This is a genomic window from Prolixibacteraceae bacterium (assembly GCA_019856515.1).
Classification (GTDB): Bacteria; Bacteroidota; Bacteroidia; order Bacteroidales; family Prolixibacteraceae; genus Halosquirtibacter; species Halosquirtibacter xylanolyticus.
The window spans coordinates 15269-33401 of the sequence record CP082230.1 but is presented as its reverse complement, the minus strand read 5'-3'; the positions used below and the strand labels follow the sequence as shown (position 1 = coordinate 33401).

Sequence of the window (18133 nt, the reverse complement as noted above, 5' to 3'; positions counted from 1 at the left end):
ATAATTTATGAACAGGAATTGGAGCAATTCAATAAAGACTGTAACGACATGGCTGATACTTAGTCTATGTGTGTTCAGTTCTCAGTCTATCTATGCTACAGAAGGTACCGTAGACCTACCTTCCATGAGTGTAAGGGTAAAATCGGAAACACTAAAAGGTCTTCTACTACGACTTCAAGATGCATCTGAACTATCCTTCTTCTTCCAAGAAGATGCGGTAGAAAATATCGTAGTTAAAAACAAAGCATTCAAGGATACCCCATTGTCTACAATCCTTGACGAATGTCTAAAAGAGACCTCCCTAACATACACACTTAATGGGAAAACGGTTACAATACACTCAAAGAGGACTCGTCCTATAAATCAAGATCAACAGAAAGAGACCAACCGCAAAATTACAGGTACAGTTGTTGATGTACAAGGTGAACCTATAATAGGTGCCACCATTCAACTTGTAGGAACAGTTAAGGGTGGGATCTCCGATATCAACGGTCAGTTTGCTTTAACTGTTGATAAAGACGTGACACAAATAAAGGTTTCTTATATCGGAATGAAATCAAAAGTTATTGACATTCAAAACACCACAAATATCAATGTAACTCTTCAACAAGAGTCTATCGGGCTCAGTGAAGTAGTTGCAGTAGGTTACGGCGTGATGAAAAAGAGTGATCTCACAGGTGCTGTTTCTTCAGTAAAAACTGAAGATCTTCCTGAATCAGCAACAACTTCTGTACAACATATGCTTTCAGGAAAAGCTGCTGGGGTTAAAGTAACACAAAATGATGCACAACCAGGTGGAGCAATCTCAATAACCGTTCGAGGTGCAGCATCTGTTGGTGCGGGTAATTCACCGCTTTACATTATAGATGGCTTCCCCGTAGCCGATGGAGTTGACCCGAATACAGGATCAAACAGATATACGGTAGGAACAAGAAGCCCTCTAAATTCAATCAACCCTAATGACATTGAGTCCATCGAAGTGCTAAAAGATGCTAGTGCGACAGCGATATATGGTGCAAGAGCTGCCAATGGGGTTATATTAATCACAACAAAAAATGGTAAAAAAGGGAAAGTAAAAGTAGACTACGGACTAAAAACAGGAGTTCAAAACATATCGAAACCATGGGATGTTTTGGATGCACAAGGCTATATGCAGGCAACAAACCGCCAAGCAAAAGAGAAGTGGATGATGGACAACAAAGTAGGGGTTTATGGTAATGCAGATGCCGCTACAATCACACCATGGGTACCTACCTATACAGAAGATCAAATGAACAATTCTGGCCCTGGTACTGACTGGTTTGATCTTGTCACAAGACAAGGTAAAATTATTGAGAATAATGTAACCATTAGTGGTGCCAATGAGAAAACCAATTATTTAATTTCGGTAAACCATTTCGATCAAGACGGTGTCGTTAAAGGAAATGACTTTATGCGTTTGACTGGACGTGTAAATCTTGATACTAAAATTAATGATTGGTTAAAAGTAGGTATCCGTTCTACGGGGAGTCGTGTAAACTACAATAATGCTTCGATGGGAACAGGGATCAATGAGTATGCAGGAGTAATTGAAACCGCAATGCGATTTACACCAACATTGGATGTGAAAGATGAAGATGGGAACTACACACTTATACCAGGCTCTCCATTCTATCCAAATCCAGTATCTCTACTTGAAATTACCAATGAAACTCAAAAGGATAGACTTCTTGCTCAAGGATACGTTGAGATTTCTCCTTTAAAGAATCTTAAAATGACCACAAAGGTAGGTGTGGATCAAAACAGAGCAACAACCAAACTGTATCTACCCAAAACGACACTCTATGGAGAAAGAGTAGGTGGACAAGCAAATATTACCCAAAACAATCGTGAGGACTACTTATTCAACACGACTTTATCTTACCAATTTGATCTATTCAAAAACCATCATATTAGCTCATTAGTTGGTTACGAATATCAGAAATTCACATGGGAAGGGCATGGACTAGGAAATAATAAGTTTACCACCGATGCTTTTCTTTATAACAATATTGGTGCAGGAGAAGGTGAAAAACCAGGTGTATCATCCTACCAAGGAGAAGATGTGCTTGCATCTTATTTTGGAAGATTACTTTACAATATTAACGACAAATATCTATTTACGTTCACATTAAGAGCTGATGGTTCCACTAAATTCGGTAAGAATAACAAGTGGGGGTATTTCCCTTCAGGTGCGTTGGCATGGAGAATTAATAATGAACCATTTATGGAATCACAAGAGTGGATCAGCAACCTAAAACTTCGTTTGAGTGCGGGGCAAACTGGTAATAGTAATATATCTGGTGCATTTGCATACTACAACATGGGACACAATTGGATATTTGGAGATAATGTAAGCACTGGTTCTTACTTAAGCTCATATGAGAATCCAAGTCTAAGATGGGAAACTACAACCGAATATAATATTGGTGCAGATATTGGTTTTTGGAATAATAGAGTAAGTGCGAGTGTTGAGTATTTCTATAAAGAGATTTCCGATCTTCTAGGTAAAAAAGCATTACGCTCTTTCTTAGAATTGAGCAAAATGAATGCCAATATGGGGATTACATCCTCTAGAGGATACGAAGTAACTCTCTCTACCATTAATATTGACCGTGCTTTCAAATGGACTACAAATTTAAACCTTTCAGCATACAAAGATGCATGGGTTCAAAGAGCTCCTGGCACTATTCTTAAATCTTACGAATCAGAAAAAGATCCTATTCGTGTACATTGGGGGTATGAAATGGACGGACTCGTTCAACCAGGAGAGGCAATCCCTCATATGCCATCAGCAATCCCAGGATGGCAAAAGGTCAAAGACATTAACGGCTTTGATGAGAATAACAATAAAACAGGAGAACCTGATGGAAAATTAAATGAGGCTGATATGGTAAAGATTGCAAATGAAGACCCTTCTCTAATCATCGGATTTACCAATACTTTTGAGTATAAAAACTTTGATCTGAATATTCATATGTATGGAATGCTAGGAATCAAAAAAACCAATGCTTATTTAGAAGATGGACAGTTCGGATATGAATTGTCGCGTGGTCAAAATAAAGCAGTGCTTATCAATGATTCTTGGAGTAGCGAGAACCCAAATGGGAAATACCCTAACAGTGTCGCACGTAATCCATATGCTGGCGGATATCAATTCTTGCTACAAGATGCTAGCTTCATCAGAGTAAAAAATATCACAATGGGTTATACTTTCGATAAACTTCTACAACACACTAAATTTCTTCAAAAAGCAAGAGTATATGTCGATGTATCTAATCCTTTTATTATCACAGATTATGAAGGAGGAGATCCTGAATTTGGTGGACTTTATCCTCCTCAGACAAGCTATACACTAGGATTAAATATTTCATTCTAATCACCTTAAATCCGTTGAGATCCATGAAAACATATCATATAAATAAAATAATCACTTCTCTACTACTTGTTCTCATCTTAGTAGGGTGTGAAGGAAACCTTGAACCGGTTACATACAACCAATTAAGTCCAAGCAATTTCCCTAAAAATGCAGAAGATGTACGAACAGCTGTTACTGGATGTTATTCCAAAATGGGAAGCTATCAAATCCCTAACTGGCAAAATCGATTAATCATGAATATCGCAACCACGGATGAATTTGTCTGCTTCTGGGGACATTGGTCGTGGGAGGATTATTCAAAATTCTTATGGAACTCAAGTAGTGATAATGTTATATTATCATATACAGAATATATACAAGCACATACCATATGTATTAACACTATTGATCGTATTAGTCAAGTCGCGATGAACGAGGACCTCAAAAAACGTTATATCGCAGAGATACATGGATTAATGGCCATGCTATCATATACACTTTACGATTTCTATGGTCCCGTTCCTTTAGTAACGAACACTAAGATCACAATGGACCCTAATACTACTTTTTTGCCTAAGAGACAGACAAAAGAGTGGATGATTAAATATATCGAAGAGAATGTTCAAAAAGCCGTAGAAGGTACACCTAAAATCTATGCAGAAAGCGACTTTGGTAGGGTAACACAAGGAACTGCATTAATGGCTTTACTAAAACTATATATGCATGAAAAGATGTGGGATAAAGCAAATGCTACTGCTGATCAAATAACGGCGCTAGGTGTTTACCAACTGCAAGACACTTATAAATCTATCTTTAGTATTGCCAACGAGAAAAATAGTGAAATTATATGGGCACTACCTCGTAATGTGTCCGATATGTTTAATCAGTGGCTAGCGCACGTGCTTCCGTCACCTTATGTTTCACCACAAGGAATACCTGTACAGAAATGGGGTGGTTATAAAGTTCCATGGGTTATGTATGATAAATTTGAAGAAGGCAAAGATCAACGACTTGAATGCCTTTGGAGGTATATCAATACCAAGGATGGCGTATTAGATCTGAAAGCATCTACAGAGGCTTGGGCAAAGCTTGGTGCTATACCGGTTAAATACGATGAAGACCCAGCAAGTACTGGTCTAGCACATGGTAATGACTATGTAGTATATCGATATGCGGAAGTTCTTTTATCTAAAGCCGAAGCATTAAACGAACTAAATGGACTTAATCAAACAAGCGTTGACTTAGTAAATGAAATTCGTAATCGCGCTGGAGCTACTCCTATCACAATAGGAATGTTTACAGATAAAAATGACTTCAATAACTATATTCTTGATGAACGTTTTAGAGAGTTATTCTGCGAAGGTTCACGTAGAGAAGATCTTATTCGTCACGGGAAATATATTGAAAAGGCAATAGAAAGAGGAGCCGTTGGAATATCAGAAACACACAACCTGTTCCCTATTCCTCAAATTGCTCGTAATGAGAATCCTAATATTACTCAAAACCCTGGGTACTAAACACAGTAATACACTGCTTGGAATCATCTCCAAGCAGTGTATTGAATCAACAAAAAACACATGAAACAACTAATTGTATCATTACTACTTCTTTTACAATGTGTAGGCTGCACAGAAGATAAAAAACACCAAGAACTATATCGTTTTATAGAACGTATTGCCCCACAATACCAAGACAACATCATCATTAAGATTGAAAAAGACAATCGAGATAATGACTATTGTGAACTTGAAACGATAAACAATAAGCTTCTTATTAGAGGGAATAGTAAAGGAGCAATTACACGAGGGATAAAACACTATCTAACGAGATATTGCTATCGTAGCACCTCTTGGTGTGGTGATAATATGAACCTCCCAGAGATTCAACCTAAAGTAAATCCCAAAGAAATTATATCCTCTCCTTTTGAATATCGATATTACTTAAACTATTGCACCCATAGCTATAGTATGGCTTTCTGGGATTGGACGAGATGGGAGAAAGAGATTGATTGGATGGCATTAAATGGAATAAATATCACATTAGCCATAACAGGACAGTCCAAAGTTTGGCAAAATACATTACGAAGACTCGAGTATAGTGAAGATGATATTAATGCATTTATTCCAGGACCTGCATTTGAAGCATGGTGGTTAATGGGAAACCTTGAAGGATGGGGAGGAGGAGTTCCTCAAGAATATATTGATAATAGAGCCATACTTCAGAAGAAAATCGTAAATAGAATGAGAGAGCTAGGCATTGAACCAGTGCTTCAAGGTTTCTATGGAATGGTTCCACATGCTTCTATAAAAAAATACCCTGATGCAGACATTCGAGATGTAGGAACTTGGTGTGGCTACCGACGTCCAGCTTTTCTTACCCCAGAAGATCCGCTATTTGAAAAATTCAGTACGATATTCTATGAAGAACAGAAGAAGCTTTATGGCGAGAATAAATTCTTCGGAGGCGACCCTTTTCATGAAGGAGGACAAACGAAAGGAATAAACGTAACAAAAGCAGGAGAGCGTATTTTCACCATGATGAATCAAGAAAATAATGGTGCTACATGGGTGTTACAAGCATGGCAAAATAACCCGAGAACGGCTCTCTTAAAAGGAATACCTAAGAAAAAAGCGATTGTTCTTGACCTTTGGGGAGAAGTAAGACCTCAATGGGGTGGTACTACTTCTCTGTGGAAACGAGATAAAGGTTTTATCGGTCATGATTGGATATGGTGTACCGTTCCTAACTTTGGAGGAAATACTGGCATTTACGGAAAAATAGAGACCATTGCGGAGGACGCCTACTTTGCTCTTAAAAGCCCTAAGAACAAAGGTCTTTCTGGTATCGGTTCAGCCATGGAAGGTATTGGAACTTATCCTGTAGTTTACGACTTTATTTATGATCTTGGATGGACTGAGAATAAAATAGATATTGACCAATGGATTGCTTCATATGCAAAAGCGAGATATGGTATACTAAACAAAGAGATCAATCAAGCTTGGTCTACTCTATTACACTCTGTCTATAGTTGCCCTAGAAATAAAGGTGCTGAAGGTTGCCCTGAAAATATTCTTTGCGCACGTCCCAAAGAAAAGATTAAAAGTGTATCTAGTTGGGGCAAATCAGATATCTATTACAATCCCCAACAACTTATTGATGCTACAAGCTTATTGCTTTCGCAGAGCAGTAAACTACATGAGTTAGACACTTACCAATATGATGTGGTAGATTTCGTTCGACAAATCATGGCCATTAAGGCACAAAAACTACACATGGATTTAGAAGAAGCTGACAAAGCTGAAAATATCACAGAAGTAAAATCAATTGGAGACCAATTACTACAACTAATTCTTGATGAAGAAAAACTCTTAATGACAAGAAAAGAATTCCTTGTAGGACAATGGATTCAACAAGCAAGAAATATGGTAGAACAGCCCAAAAACAAAGATTTAATGGAATGGAATGCTCGTACACAAATCACGAGCTGGGGAAATAGACATGCTGCCAATAAAGGTGGACTTCACGACTATGCTCACAAAGAATGGGTCGGAGTTCTCTCGCAACTTTATTATCCTAGATGGGAGAAATATATACATCGAAAAATAGCCATTCTAAAAGGAGAAAAACCAAAAGATATAGATTGGTTTGCATTAGAAGATCAATGGTCTAGATCTCACATAGAAACGATTACCTCTCCACAAGGAGATGCAGCTGATACCGCAATATACATGTTCAATAAATATAGTCAGTTATAGATATATCATTAAAAAAACATGGAATCGAGGATATAGACAAAGAGCATCTGTATAGAGTTATTTCTGATGATAACAACAGATCATTCAACTTGTCCTCATTCCATGTTTGACAATTATCATCTAACAATCGTTTTCTCGTATACGAGTTTCAGCCTACTTCAATCACTTTTACCATTCAAAATCATTTAAATACTGATTCCTTTAGACTACCTTTATTGGTAAACAAAACCATGAATAAAAGAATCTATTTTTTATTCTACTAACATATAAAACAATGACTAAGTCTATCGTAATCACTCTTCTCTTGATCAGTTGCAATCTGTTTGCACAAGTCAATTTAAAAAACGCACACTATGAACTTAACATCAATAGTGGTGGGCAAATATCTCAGCTTATAACACATGGATCCAATAAATCAGATACTGTCACATTCCAAAAGGGAGAGTGGGCTGGTCCACAATGGTATGGCAAATGGGACAACAAAGACCATCAGATAAAGTTAAAAGCAACAGACCAACCGAACCGTTTTGAGCAAACGGTAGACGATATTCATTTTCAACTAGAGTATCATTTAGAAACGAAAGGGGTGAGAGTGAGAGCCACATTGAAGAATGTCGGTTTTACCACCATCCAACCTTCAAAGATTGGACTACATCTAGGTATTAACACCTATATGGAAAAATTCCCACAATGGTTACATAAGTTCTTCCCAACCATGCTACGATGTGAAAAGACACACCTTTGGGGATATGCGATGGCCCCAGATGGAAGAGCTTTATGTATCGCATCACCAAATCCTATTGCATCATGGAGTAATGATTTCACAAAGTCTTGGGGAGAACCAGACTATAAATGGTTTGGCCATCGAATCAACACAATGAATCTTGATGTAATCAATCCATTACCACTACCTAAACGCCATCCACAAGATCAATATCAGCTAGCGCGTGGTGAAATAAAAAAATGGGATATATACCTAAGTTTAGTACATAATATCTCAGAGATTGAGCCCAAATTATCAGAACTAACGGGAGCCCCTTTCTTTCATATTTCAGAAACGACAAACGAGGCAGACAAACCGATTACATTCACCCTTGTAGGGCAACATGATAGTAAGGTAATGGTCACTGCACCCAATGGAGATATATTTAATATAGAAGCCAATACTACAGGGGAGTATACATTAGATTCGCACCAGCAAGTGGGGCTATACAAGTTACAGGCGATGTATAATGATAAAATTTCAGAGGCATATGTTACTTTCAAAAAACCTTGGGAGTGGTATCTAAATCAAGCTCGTCAAGCATCATTCAAATATCCAGCAAGAGCCACCACCCATTGTGAAACATGGTACGGTATGTACACGATGTTCTTGGCAGAGAAGTATTTTCCTAATCCAGATCTAAAAGAGAGAGCAATCCAACAATTCGATCAGATATATAGTCAACTATATGATATCAAAGATCCTAAACCGATAAAGATTGCACATCGAATCCAAAATACAAGTAGTATGATTGGAGTTTTAGTCGATAAATATCAAATCACAAAAGATATATACGATCTAGAGAGAGCAAGAGATCTTGCGGACTGGATTATGAAACACGCCCAAGCTAAAGACGGATCATATAGAGCAGGATCAACTCACTACACAAGTGTTATCTACCCAGCCAAAAGTATTATGGAGCTTTTTATCGTAGAGAAAGAGTTAGGAAAAAAAGATGCAAATTGGAAGAAAGCCTATAATCGTCACTTCAAATCGGTGAAGAGAGCGATGGATGAATTGGTTCTCAGTGATGGAGATATCGATACGGAAGGTCAACTTACTTATGAAGATGGAATGGTAAGCTGTTCAGCACTGCAATTGGCAGAATTTGCTCTATTACAAAGTTCAACAAAAGAGAGGGAGAAATACAAAAAAGCCGCACTTAGTTATATCGATGGGCATAAGGCTTTGACACAGTTAATTATTCCTGATAGCAGACAACGAGGAGGTACAATGAGATTCTGGGAATCTCAATATGATGTATATATACAACCCAACATATTCAATTCACCTCATGGATGGACCTCTTGGAGAACTTACGCTACATTCTATCTCTACCAACTTACAGGAGATACAAAGTGGTTAGTACAAACATTCAATGCATTGGGTAGTGCGATGCAGATGATTGACACAAACACAGGGAAACTGCGATGGGCCTTTACCCCTTCCCCTTATGTCGAAGTAATTCAGACTTCTCAACCCCATAAAGATGTCGATCCAACCAAATATAATCCAGGACACTATCACCCTAGAAAATACCCACACCGTAAGTATGTCATAGGAGAACAATATATCGATATGATATCCGATTGGATAAGAGCCAATAGTCAAGACAACGATGTTCATGAACATTTTAAATGTATGGAGGAAGTTGCCATGTCCAATGCATTCATTGCTCAAACAGAAACTGGGGAGTTTATCAGTTACAATTGTAATATCAGTGTTTCAGACGATCAAATTAATATCAATATCCCTTCGAAATTTATTACAAAGCTTCATATTAACCTTAACGATAAGAAGAAGCTTCAAATTAGATATCAAGGAAAAGAACTTCAAAAGAAAATCAACAGTATGAAGTGGATCATCCTTGAGTAGGAAATCAACACATGAATACATAGAACAATCTAAATCTGAATAGCATTTCAAGGAGTATTGTTCTATGTATTCCGATAAAGTATCATCACTCCACAAGATAATAGGACCTATCACACCCCTAATACTCTTCTGATTTGACCAAGTACATTTACAACTTCACTCTAAAAAGGAAATCAAATGATAATGTAATTTAATCTATAACTATTGCGACTTTTTTTGCAACAGTTTAGCCCCTTAGTGATCTTATTTTTGCTCACAGATAACAAATGGTAGCAATCAAATAAATCACATAGTCTATGATACACAATGACAAAATAAAATTAGGGATTCTTTATGGTTTTATCGTTTTGGTATACCTTAGTATCTCTTGGACTCTGAGAATTCCACATATGGAATGGGGACTATTAACCACATCCATCATATTTATCCCAAACTATAAGAGATCTATTCAATCTGCCGTAGAAAGGATTTCTGGGACCATTATTGGTATTGCAACCATCATCTTAATGTATCATCTGGTTCCCAATAACTCCATTCGCTATTTCGTGATGCTTCTAGTTCTCCTATTTGGTCATATGACAATACGATGGAATAAAATCCATAATTTTATCTTCTATTTCACTCTAACACTAGGAATCTTTGGCATTGGCAGTGAAGTAAACCTTCATTCCGATATATACACAAATGGGCTAAAATATAAAATTATTCAAGTCGTTATTGGCTCATTGATAGCCTCGATATCACTATTTATTTATGCAAAGACTACAAGTTTAGAAACGGACGAGACTTCACAAAATCAAATACTCAACCAACCTCCTCATTACGACTTATTTCACTTGAGAGGTATTATTTCATATCTCACACTTATCTGTATCTACTTTATCACACAGAGTGCAGTCGTTTGGAAAATTGGTATGATCTTTACCATATTACTTTCGGTTACTTCTATAATCAAGAATCCTCCTTTTTGTTTCTTCAATATTTACACACAAATAACACTCATAGTTATAATATTGTGTTGCATTTATGATTTGAATGCAAGATACTTATCTGCTTTATCTATCTAAGTACCACAGCAAAATCCCAAAGCATCGTAGCAGATACATTATCTTCATCAAAACAAGAGATGTCAGTTAATGCATTAGACCCTGTAGCTAAAATTTATAAATTGATCATGATGAATAATTTGTCCCTTGGAGAACATAACTCCAATACTTTATGGCTTGAACCAATTATTCCAGTCTATTTAAATGACAAAATCCAGCTTATCAATTTTGCCATGCTCCCTATTGAGACGAAATACACAAATGGTGAGATGCAAACGGCTTTAGGAAACATTATATACTCAGCAAATTTTGCCCCTCGAAAACCAATTAAACTATGGGGTGGTAACTTTGTTCCTGCAGTTGGTCCATCTGTTGTATTAAGAACAAACACCTACAACTCTAAAGAGGCTTATAAAGACAACACATGGAATGTAGGAGCATCTTTTGTTGCAACTTATAAAAAAGATGGTTTCTTAGCACTAGTCTCATATTCACCAACATGGGGAGTAGGTGGTAATAGAGTAAACTCATCTACGTTACAATACCTTTTTAACTACTCTTTTCGCTCTGGAACAGGCATCAACACCTCTCCTCTTCTCACTTACAACGAAGAGCTAGATGGTTGGATTGTGCCTGTAGGACTTGGAGTATCTCAAATATTCCAAACAAAAAATGCCATATATAATGTTGCTCTCAGTGGATACTATAATGCTGTTAGACCAGAGGTTTTAGATGACTATAAATGGCAATTACAGCTCAAGTTATACATAATTCTTCCGATGTAAAACGATTATCTCACAAAAACTGAGAGTAATTTATTAAAAGAAATGATGGGTTGAAGGTATCTAGATAATAGACACCCTGCTTTAGCTCAAATCACATCATCCGACAACTGTTTTTAGAAGAATCATGGAGCTGTATCAATATACAGTTCCTTGGTTCTTTTTTATTACAGACACCAACACTTAAAACTTATATATACGACAATAAATAGACAAAAGACAATACTGATCTAATATATAACTATTCTGTTTTTTCTTATAACAGAACAAGTTACAAGACACATACCTTTGCCTATATAAGTTATTAATCTTAAAACTAGTTCATTATGAAGATTACTGTATCAGATTATTTATTGAGACGATTAAAGGAGTTAAATGTAAATCATCTCTTTGGAATACCAGGAGATTATGTGTTACCTTTTTTCGACCGCATATTAGATGGTGATCATGGTGTAGAACATATTGGTGTAACCAACGAACTTAACGGAACTTATAATGCAGATGGATACTCCAAAGCAAACGGATATGGAGCGATGGCTGTCACCTTTGGCCCTGGCTCATTAAATGCAACCAATGCTATCGAAGGAGCATATGCAGACGATATACCTCTACTACTTATCGCAGGATCTCCAACAACAGAGGTACTGAACAAAAAAACATCTCGTTTATATCACCACGTTATAGGCACCAATTTCAATGCGAACATCGAGGTGATGACACCAATAACCATACAGGCTAAACGCATCGAAAAACTTGAAATGGCTACAGCTATTATAGACGATATGCTTATTCAATCTTCTATCCATAAAAAGCCTGCTTACCTAGAACTGCCTTTTGATATACAAACACAACTTGTAGATGCTCCAGTGTCATCTCTAGATATCCATCATAGAGGAAACGACAATAAGATGCTAGAGGAAGTTGTAAACCAAATTATGACTCTCATAGCACAAAGCAAGAGCAGGGCTATTTTGGTAGGACATATTGTACAAAGAACAAAGAAAGAGGCCGAACTTTTACATATTGTCGAAACCATTGGGGCATCCGTAGCAACAACTTTTGTTGGAAAAAACGGAACCTTTGAATCATTATCACAAAGTGTTGGATTGTATATGGGAGCAGTAAGTGAACCTATTGTAAAAGATGCAATTGAAAACTCAGATATTCTTCTCTCTATGGGAGTAACAGAAAATGAATTCGACACAGGTGTATTCACCAATGACTACTCCAACACAGAAGTCGTGCAGATATTACGTGACCATGTCATCATCAATGGAAATAGATATGATAATGTTTATATTGAAGAGGTGGTGGATAGGATTCATCAAATCTCAAACGGGTTAGCACAAGATTATACTCCCATAGATGGCAAGAAATTCTTCTATGAACCATCAGATGTAAAAGTGACAGAAGATAAACCAATTACCATCGATGTGATGATGCCAATGTTTGCCAACTATTTTCAAGAGGAGGATGTTGTATTTGGTGAAGTAGGCGGATATATAAATATGTCACAAGCCAAGTTTCCTAAAAACACATTTATTCAAGGCAACGGCAATTGGGCCTCACTAGGATCTGGTTTTGCATCATTTGTTGGTGCTACATTTTCAGAACTTTACGGACGTAGATTTATTGCACTACTTGGAGATGGAGGATTCCAAATGACAGCACAAGAGACCTCTTCGCTGCTAAAATACAATAAAGATGTAGCCCTATTCGTATTCAACAATAGCGGGTATGCTGCTGAAAGAGCAATACATCCAGGAGTATATCGATCATACAATGACATTCAAGTGTGGAATTATGAACTTCTTCCAAAAGCATTTGGAGGTGAAGACCTCCAAGGCAAAGGATATCAAGTATCAACAGAAAAAGAGTTAGAGACAGTTCTTGAACTTTTAACATCACCGAAAGGCGTTAACATTGTCAATATACACCTTGACCCCAATGATTTAGCTGCATTTAACGTTGCATTCAGTAGTCGCTTAAAACACTAGTTATATCATTTGAATGAGGATAGGAGCTATAAATTATGGTAAATATATTTTGTATACTCATAGCATTAAGATGAAAATATCGACAATATAGGGCACAAGAAAAGAGCCCACCTAAAAATTTTATTGATACTAAAGAGACAAAAGCACAAAAGCTCAAGAGTCAGACTCTTGAGCTTTCTGCTATATTCAATAGGTATCAATCAAAATGATCTTGTCATAACATCTATGATAAATCTTTTAAATACCATAATTCTTATTACTTGTTTTTAAATGTGGAGATACCAGCAAAAGTAGCTTGATCCCCCAAGTAACGCTCGATACGTAATAACTGATTGAACTTTGCGATACGCTCACTTCTACAACCAGAGCCTGTCTTCAGATGACCAGCACCTACAGCCACAGTTAAATCAGCAATCGTAGTATCTTCAGTCTCACCAGAACGATGTGAGATGAAACAGTTATAACCATTAGCATAAGCCATACGTATGGTCTCTAGAGTCTCTGTAAGTGTACCGATCTGATTTAACTTAATGAGAATAGAGTTAGCTACACCTCTTTCAATTCCCTCTTCCAAAATCTTAGGATTTGTACAGAAAATATCATCACCTACCAGCTCAACTTTATTACCCAAGCGTGCAGTCAATTTCTCCCATCCTTCCCAATCATTCTCGGCCATACCATCTTCTAAAAGTACAATTGGGTATTTATCAATCCACGACTCCCAAAGCGCAACCATCTCTTCTGAACTCTTATATGAACCATCTGATTTAAAGAAATGATATTTACCATCTTTCCACATCTCACTAGATGCTGGGTCAAGGCAGATAGAGATATCCGTTCCTGGCCTGTAACCAGCACTCTCAATCGCTTCGATAATCACCTCTACAGCCTCCTCATTTGACTTTAAATTCGGGGCAAAACCACCTTCGTCACCAACGGCTGTATTATATCCTTTCGCTTTCAAAACTTTCTTCAAATGGTGGAATGTCTCTAACCCCATTCGAATAGCTTCTTCAAAACTATCGGCATGATGAGGGGCAATCATAAACTCTTGGAAATCGACATTATTATCGGCATGAACACCTCCATTAATCACATTCATACATGGAACAGGCATTACAAACTCATCTCCATTGAACGAAAAATACTCAAAGAAATGTTGATCATGATAATGAGCAGCAGCTTTTGCAAATGCCAACGATACAGCCAAAATAGCATTGGCACCTAATTTCGATTTATTTGGAGTACCATCAAGATCAATCATAATACGATCCACCTCTTCTTGTCCACTGACCTCTTTTCCTGACAACGCATCTGAGATAATTACATTAACATTATCAACGGCTTTAGTCACCCCTTTTCCTAAATAACGAGTAGGATCTCCATCTCGTAATTCATATGCCTCTCGTTCTCCTGTAGAGGCACCGGATGGTACGATGGCACTTGCATGAATCCCATTATCTAAAGTTACCCATGCCTCTACGGTAGGATTACCACGACTATCAATAACCTCCTGAGCAAAAACATCTTCTATCTTCATAATCACTTCATTTAAAATGGATTTAATGTACTTATAACAACCCTAATGCAAAAAAGATTTTCAAAATCATCTAAAAATTAGAAGCAGAACAAAATCATCATCACATTATATCCCCCTAAATTCAAATAGTAATTTATGAATCACGTAAAAACAAATTACACTTAGAACTTTTTATATTCAATCACTGTTCTACAATAATAACAAAAAGAAAAAAATATGACGGATAAGATAGGTATGTTAAAAATTGATCACCATGAAGCAGTATTATATCTTCTTGGTGGCATAGAAGAGGGGAAAGTTCTAGAGGAGATACCAGCAGATCCTAGACATCGTAGATGGCATATTCATCACAAGAAAAGCCTTCATCTTAAAGGACAGAACAACCCCGAAGATCATCGTTATTTCAAGGAGCTAATTCATGATATCCGTGGTTTAACCGGAATCGTTCTAGTTGGTCATGGAACAGGAAAAAGCAATGAAGCCCATAATTTCGAAAAATATATGGACGAGCATCATAAAGATCTTAAGAACATTGTAATAGGTCACCTTGTGGAAGATCATCATGAAACAGAAAAAGAGCTGTTAGCAGCTGCCGATAAAATGGTTGGAGAGAAACACTTAGGCCACCACAACAGAAACTAGTTTCAGCTTGTGTTAAAGATTAAACCCACACCGGTTTGGTGTGGGTTTTTTATGATATATCATATCAAGAATGAAGAGAAGGAAACATAAAAAGACCATAATCAAGAAAACTACTCAATACATCTATGCCCTTCTCTCCCAACCTGTTTCTAATTATAAGACGCACAACAGCTCCAAAAGTGACAGCTCCAACCATATTTTTTCCAAATTATCGAAGACAAGCCTATCGAATACCTAAAAAACAACCTAATGACCACCACTAGATTTAAAGTATCTGCCGTCAATATAAAACAAACTCTATCGACGGTGTAAGGTCAACACGGTAAAAATTCGCCTAAAAAATTAAATGATAAGTAGAGTCTAATTGAAACTCCCTGTATACTAAGATCAACACAAAAGATGACACAACCAGAATTTTATTTACACTCCCTGTCAATTTTTTTGCATGACTTTCAGAAGAGACTGAATCCGAATCTGGAATGATATGTAATCATTTCCTCCTCGTCTTCTTTTGACCTCCTAGTACCCTTCTCCCACCTTCCTAAGGGGTTGATAGGAGTCTTCTCCTACCTTTGTCCATGGTTCAGCCATGGTTCGTCCATGGTTTGTCCATCGATTTCGGGGTTTTTGATGGCTGAATCATGGCTAAACCATGGACGAATCTTGGACAAAGGTAGGAGGAGGTACCTGTCAGCTACCTAGGAGGTAGTAAGGTAGTGGCTAAGAAGATGTGCTCACTTCGATCCTATGAAGTTCTGAAATATTCTATGAGAAGGGGTATGGGTAGTGTGAAATAAATACGCGACATTTCTTATTACGAAAGCTGAACAATACCAAATAAGGAAATGTTTAGTTATAAAATTTAAATGATCAATGATGAAAAAATTACTACTTCCATTACTCTTGGCACTACTTGTGGTTGGGTGTAATACAAAAAAGAAGAAACAGCAGGAGAAAGAGAATCTCACTTCTGAACAGATCGTCAAAAGATTAACCAATGCATATCTTTATGGCTATCCATTACTGTCAATGGATTACACTCGAATAAATAGTACCAACGTCGAATTTCCAAATAAAAGAGGAAAAGCTCCAATCAATCAGTTTGCGACACTTCAAGGTTTTCCTAAAGCAGGTTTTAAAGGTGTAGTACGTCCAAATCTTGATACATACTACTGTTTGATATGGACCGATTTAAGAAAAGAGCCACTATATATCACCATCCCTAAAACCGACAGATACTATTTGATGCCGATACTTAATGCTTATACAGAGGTTATCTCTTCTGTTGGCTCAAGAACCACAGGGCAGGATAAAATTGATTTTGTTCTTGCTGGCCCTAATTTTAAAGGGGAGTTACCAAAGGGAGCTAAGATTATACGATCTGCAACCAATATGAATTGGCTCTTAGGAAGACTTGCTGTAGCCAATAACAAAGACGGAAGAGATGCAGTAAAGAATTTTCAGAAAAAGCTTAAGGTGGTTCCTTTAAGTGAGAGAGATAATCCAAACTACCAAGCCCCCAAAGGATCTTATATTCCAAAGAATAATTTAGTACCAATGGCAGTCGTGGATGGTTTAGATATAGTATCATACTATAACCAGATGTTAGCTTTAATGGTGGATAATCCATCATTGGTACAAGATACAAAGATGATTAAAGAGATGGCATCTGTTGGCTTATATCCAGGGCAGAAATTTGATATTCAACAGTTTTCAGAAGAGGTACAAGAGAAGATCAAAAATATTCCTGAAGAGGTGCAGTTGGCTTTCACAGAAAGAACCAATAACCCAAGTCCTAAAACATTTGTTAATGGATGGAACTACATTACCGGTCTTCTTGGTAACTACGGCACAAAATATAGTCTCAGGGCCTACATCGCTAAGATTGGATTAGGTGCAAATCAGGATATTGATGCTATTTATCCAAATACTGCGGTGGATCTAGATGGTGCCATTCTTAGTTCTAAACTCAAATATAAGATCCATTTTGATGCTAAAGATCTACCACCTGTAAAAGGTTTTTGGTCGATCACCGTATATGATAAGGAGGGATTCTTGGTAGACAATCCGATAGATCGATATTGTGTTGGTAGTATGAAACCTTTGCAATATAATAAAGATGGCTCTTTAGACATCTACCTGCAAGCAAAAGCTCCTAAAAGGAATAAGGAGAACTGGTTACCTACGCCCCAAGATGGGAGTAATTTTGAGTTAACAATGCGATTATATTGGCCTAAGAAGTCTGCATTGGAACGTAAGTGGAATATTCCTGGAGTACAGAAAGTGAAATAAAAAATAAGAGAGAAGATGTTCTAACCAGAGGTTAGAACTCTCTCTCTTTTCTGCCCTTTAACAAC

The 18133-nt window shown here is 37.1% G+C and carries 10 protein-coding genes; 9 read left to right on the top strand and 1 reads right to left on the bottom strand.

Going from position 1 to position 18133, the window contains the following annotated elements; genetic code table 11:
• Positions 1-7: 7 nt before the first annotated feature.
• From K5X82_00135 to K5X82_00105, 7 genes are all read left to right on the top strand, one after another.
• Entirely contained in the window at positions 8-3397 is a 3390-nt protein-coding gene (locus K5X82_00135) for a TonB-dependent receptor (protein QZT37317.1), read from the top strand.
• Between the two features lie 23 nt (positions 3398-3420).
• Positions 3421-4893 (top strand): RagB/SusD family nutrient uptake outer membrane protein, encoded by a 1473-nt coding sequence (locus tag K5X82_00130; GenBank protein QZT37316.1) that lies wholly within the window; start codon positions 3421-3423, stop codon positions 4891-4893.
• A 60-nt stretch (positions 4894-4953) separates the two neighbouring features.
• Positions 4954-7131 carry an alpha-N-acetylglucosaminidase gene (locus tag K5X82_00125; protein ID QZT37315.1) on the top strand — a complete coding sequence of 726 codons (2178 nt, stop codon included), beginning with the start codon at positions 4954-4956 and terminating at the stop codon, positions 7129-7131.
• Between the two features lie 274 nt (positions 7132-7405).
• Entirely contained in the window at positions 7406-9769 is a 2364-nt protein-coding gene (locus K5X82_00120) for a hypothetical protein (protein ID QZT37314.1), read from the top strand.
• A 296-nt stretch (positions 9770-10065) separates the two neighbouring features.
• Positions 10066-10836: an FUSC family protein gene (locus tag K5X82_00115; protein QZT37313.1), complete on the top strand. Its 771-nt coding sequence runs from the start codon at positions 10066-10068 to the stop codon at positions 10834-10836.
• Between the two features lie 107 nt (positions 10837-10943).
• Positions 10944-11600 carry a hypothetical protein gene (locus K5X82_00110; protein QZT37312.1) on the top strand — a complete coding sequence of 219 codons (657 nt, stop codon included), beginning with the start codon at positions 10944-10946 and terminating at the stop codon, positions 11598-11600.
• 323 nt (positions 11601-11923) lie between these two features.
• Positions 11924-13594 (top strand): hypothetical protein, encoded by a 1671-nt coding sequence (locus K5X82_00105; GenBank protein QZT37311.1) that lies wholly within the window; start codon positions 11924-11926, stop codon positions 13592-13594.
• A gap of 256 nt (positions 13595-13850) precedes the next feature.
• On the opposite strand, the gene eno is transcribed toward K5X82_00105, so the two are convergent.
• Positions 13851-15137, bottom strand: a complete 1287-nt coding sequence (gene eno, locus K5X82_00100; GenBank protein QZT39061.1) for a phosphopyruvate hydratase — start codon at positions 15135-15137, stop codon at positions 13851-13853.
• A gap of 213 nt (positions 15138-15350) precedes the next feature.
• Here eno and K5X82_00095 point away from each other — a divergent pair, with 213 nt between their 5' ends.
• Positions 15351-15776, top strand: a complete 426-nt coding sequence (locus tag K5X82_00095; protein QZT37310.1) for a hypothetical protein — start codon at positions 15351-15353, stop codon at positions 15774-15776.
• A gap of 873 nt (positions 15777-16649) precedes the next feature.
• On the top strand, positions 16650-18068 hold the full coding sequence (locus K5X82_00090; GenBank protein ID QZT37309.1) for a DUF1214 domain-containing protein: 1419 nt from the start codon (positions 16650-16652) through the stop codon (positions 18066-18068).
• Positions 18069-18133 lie beyond the last annotated feature (65 nt).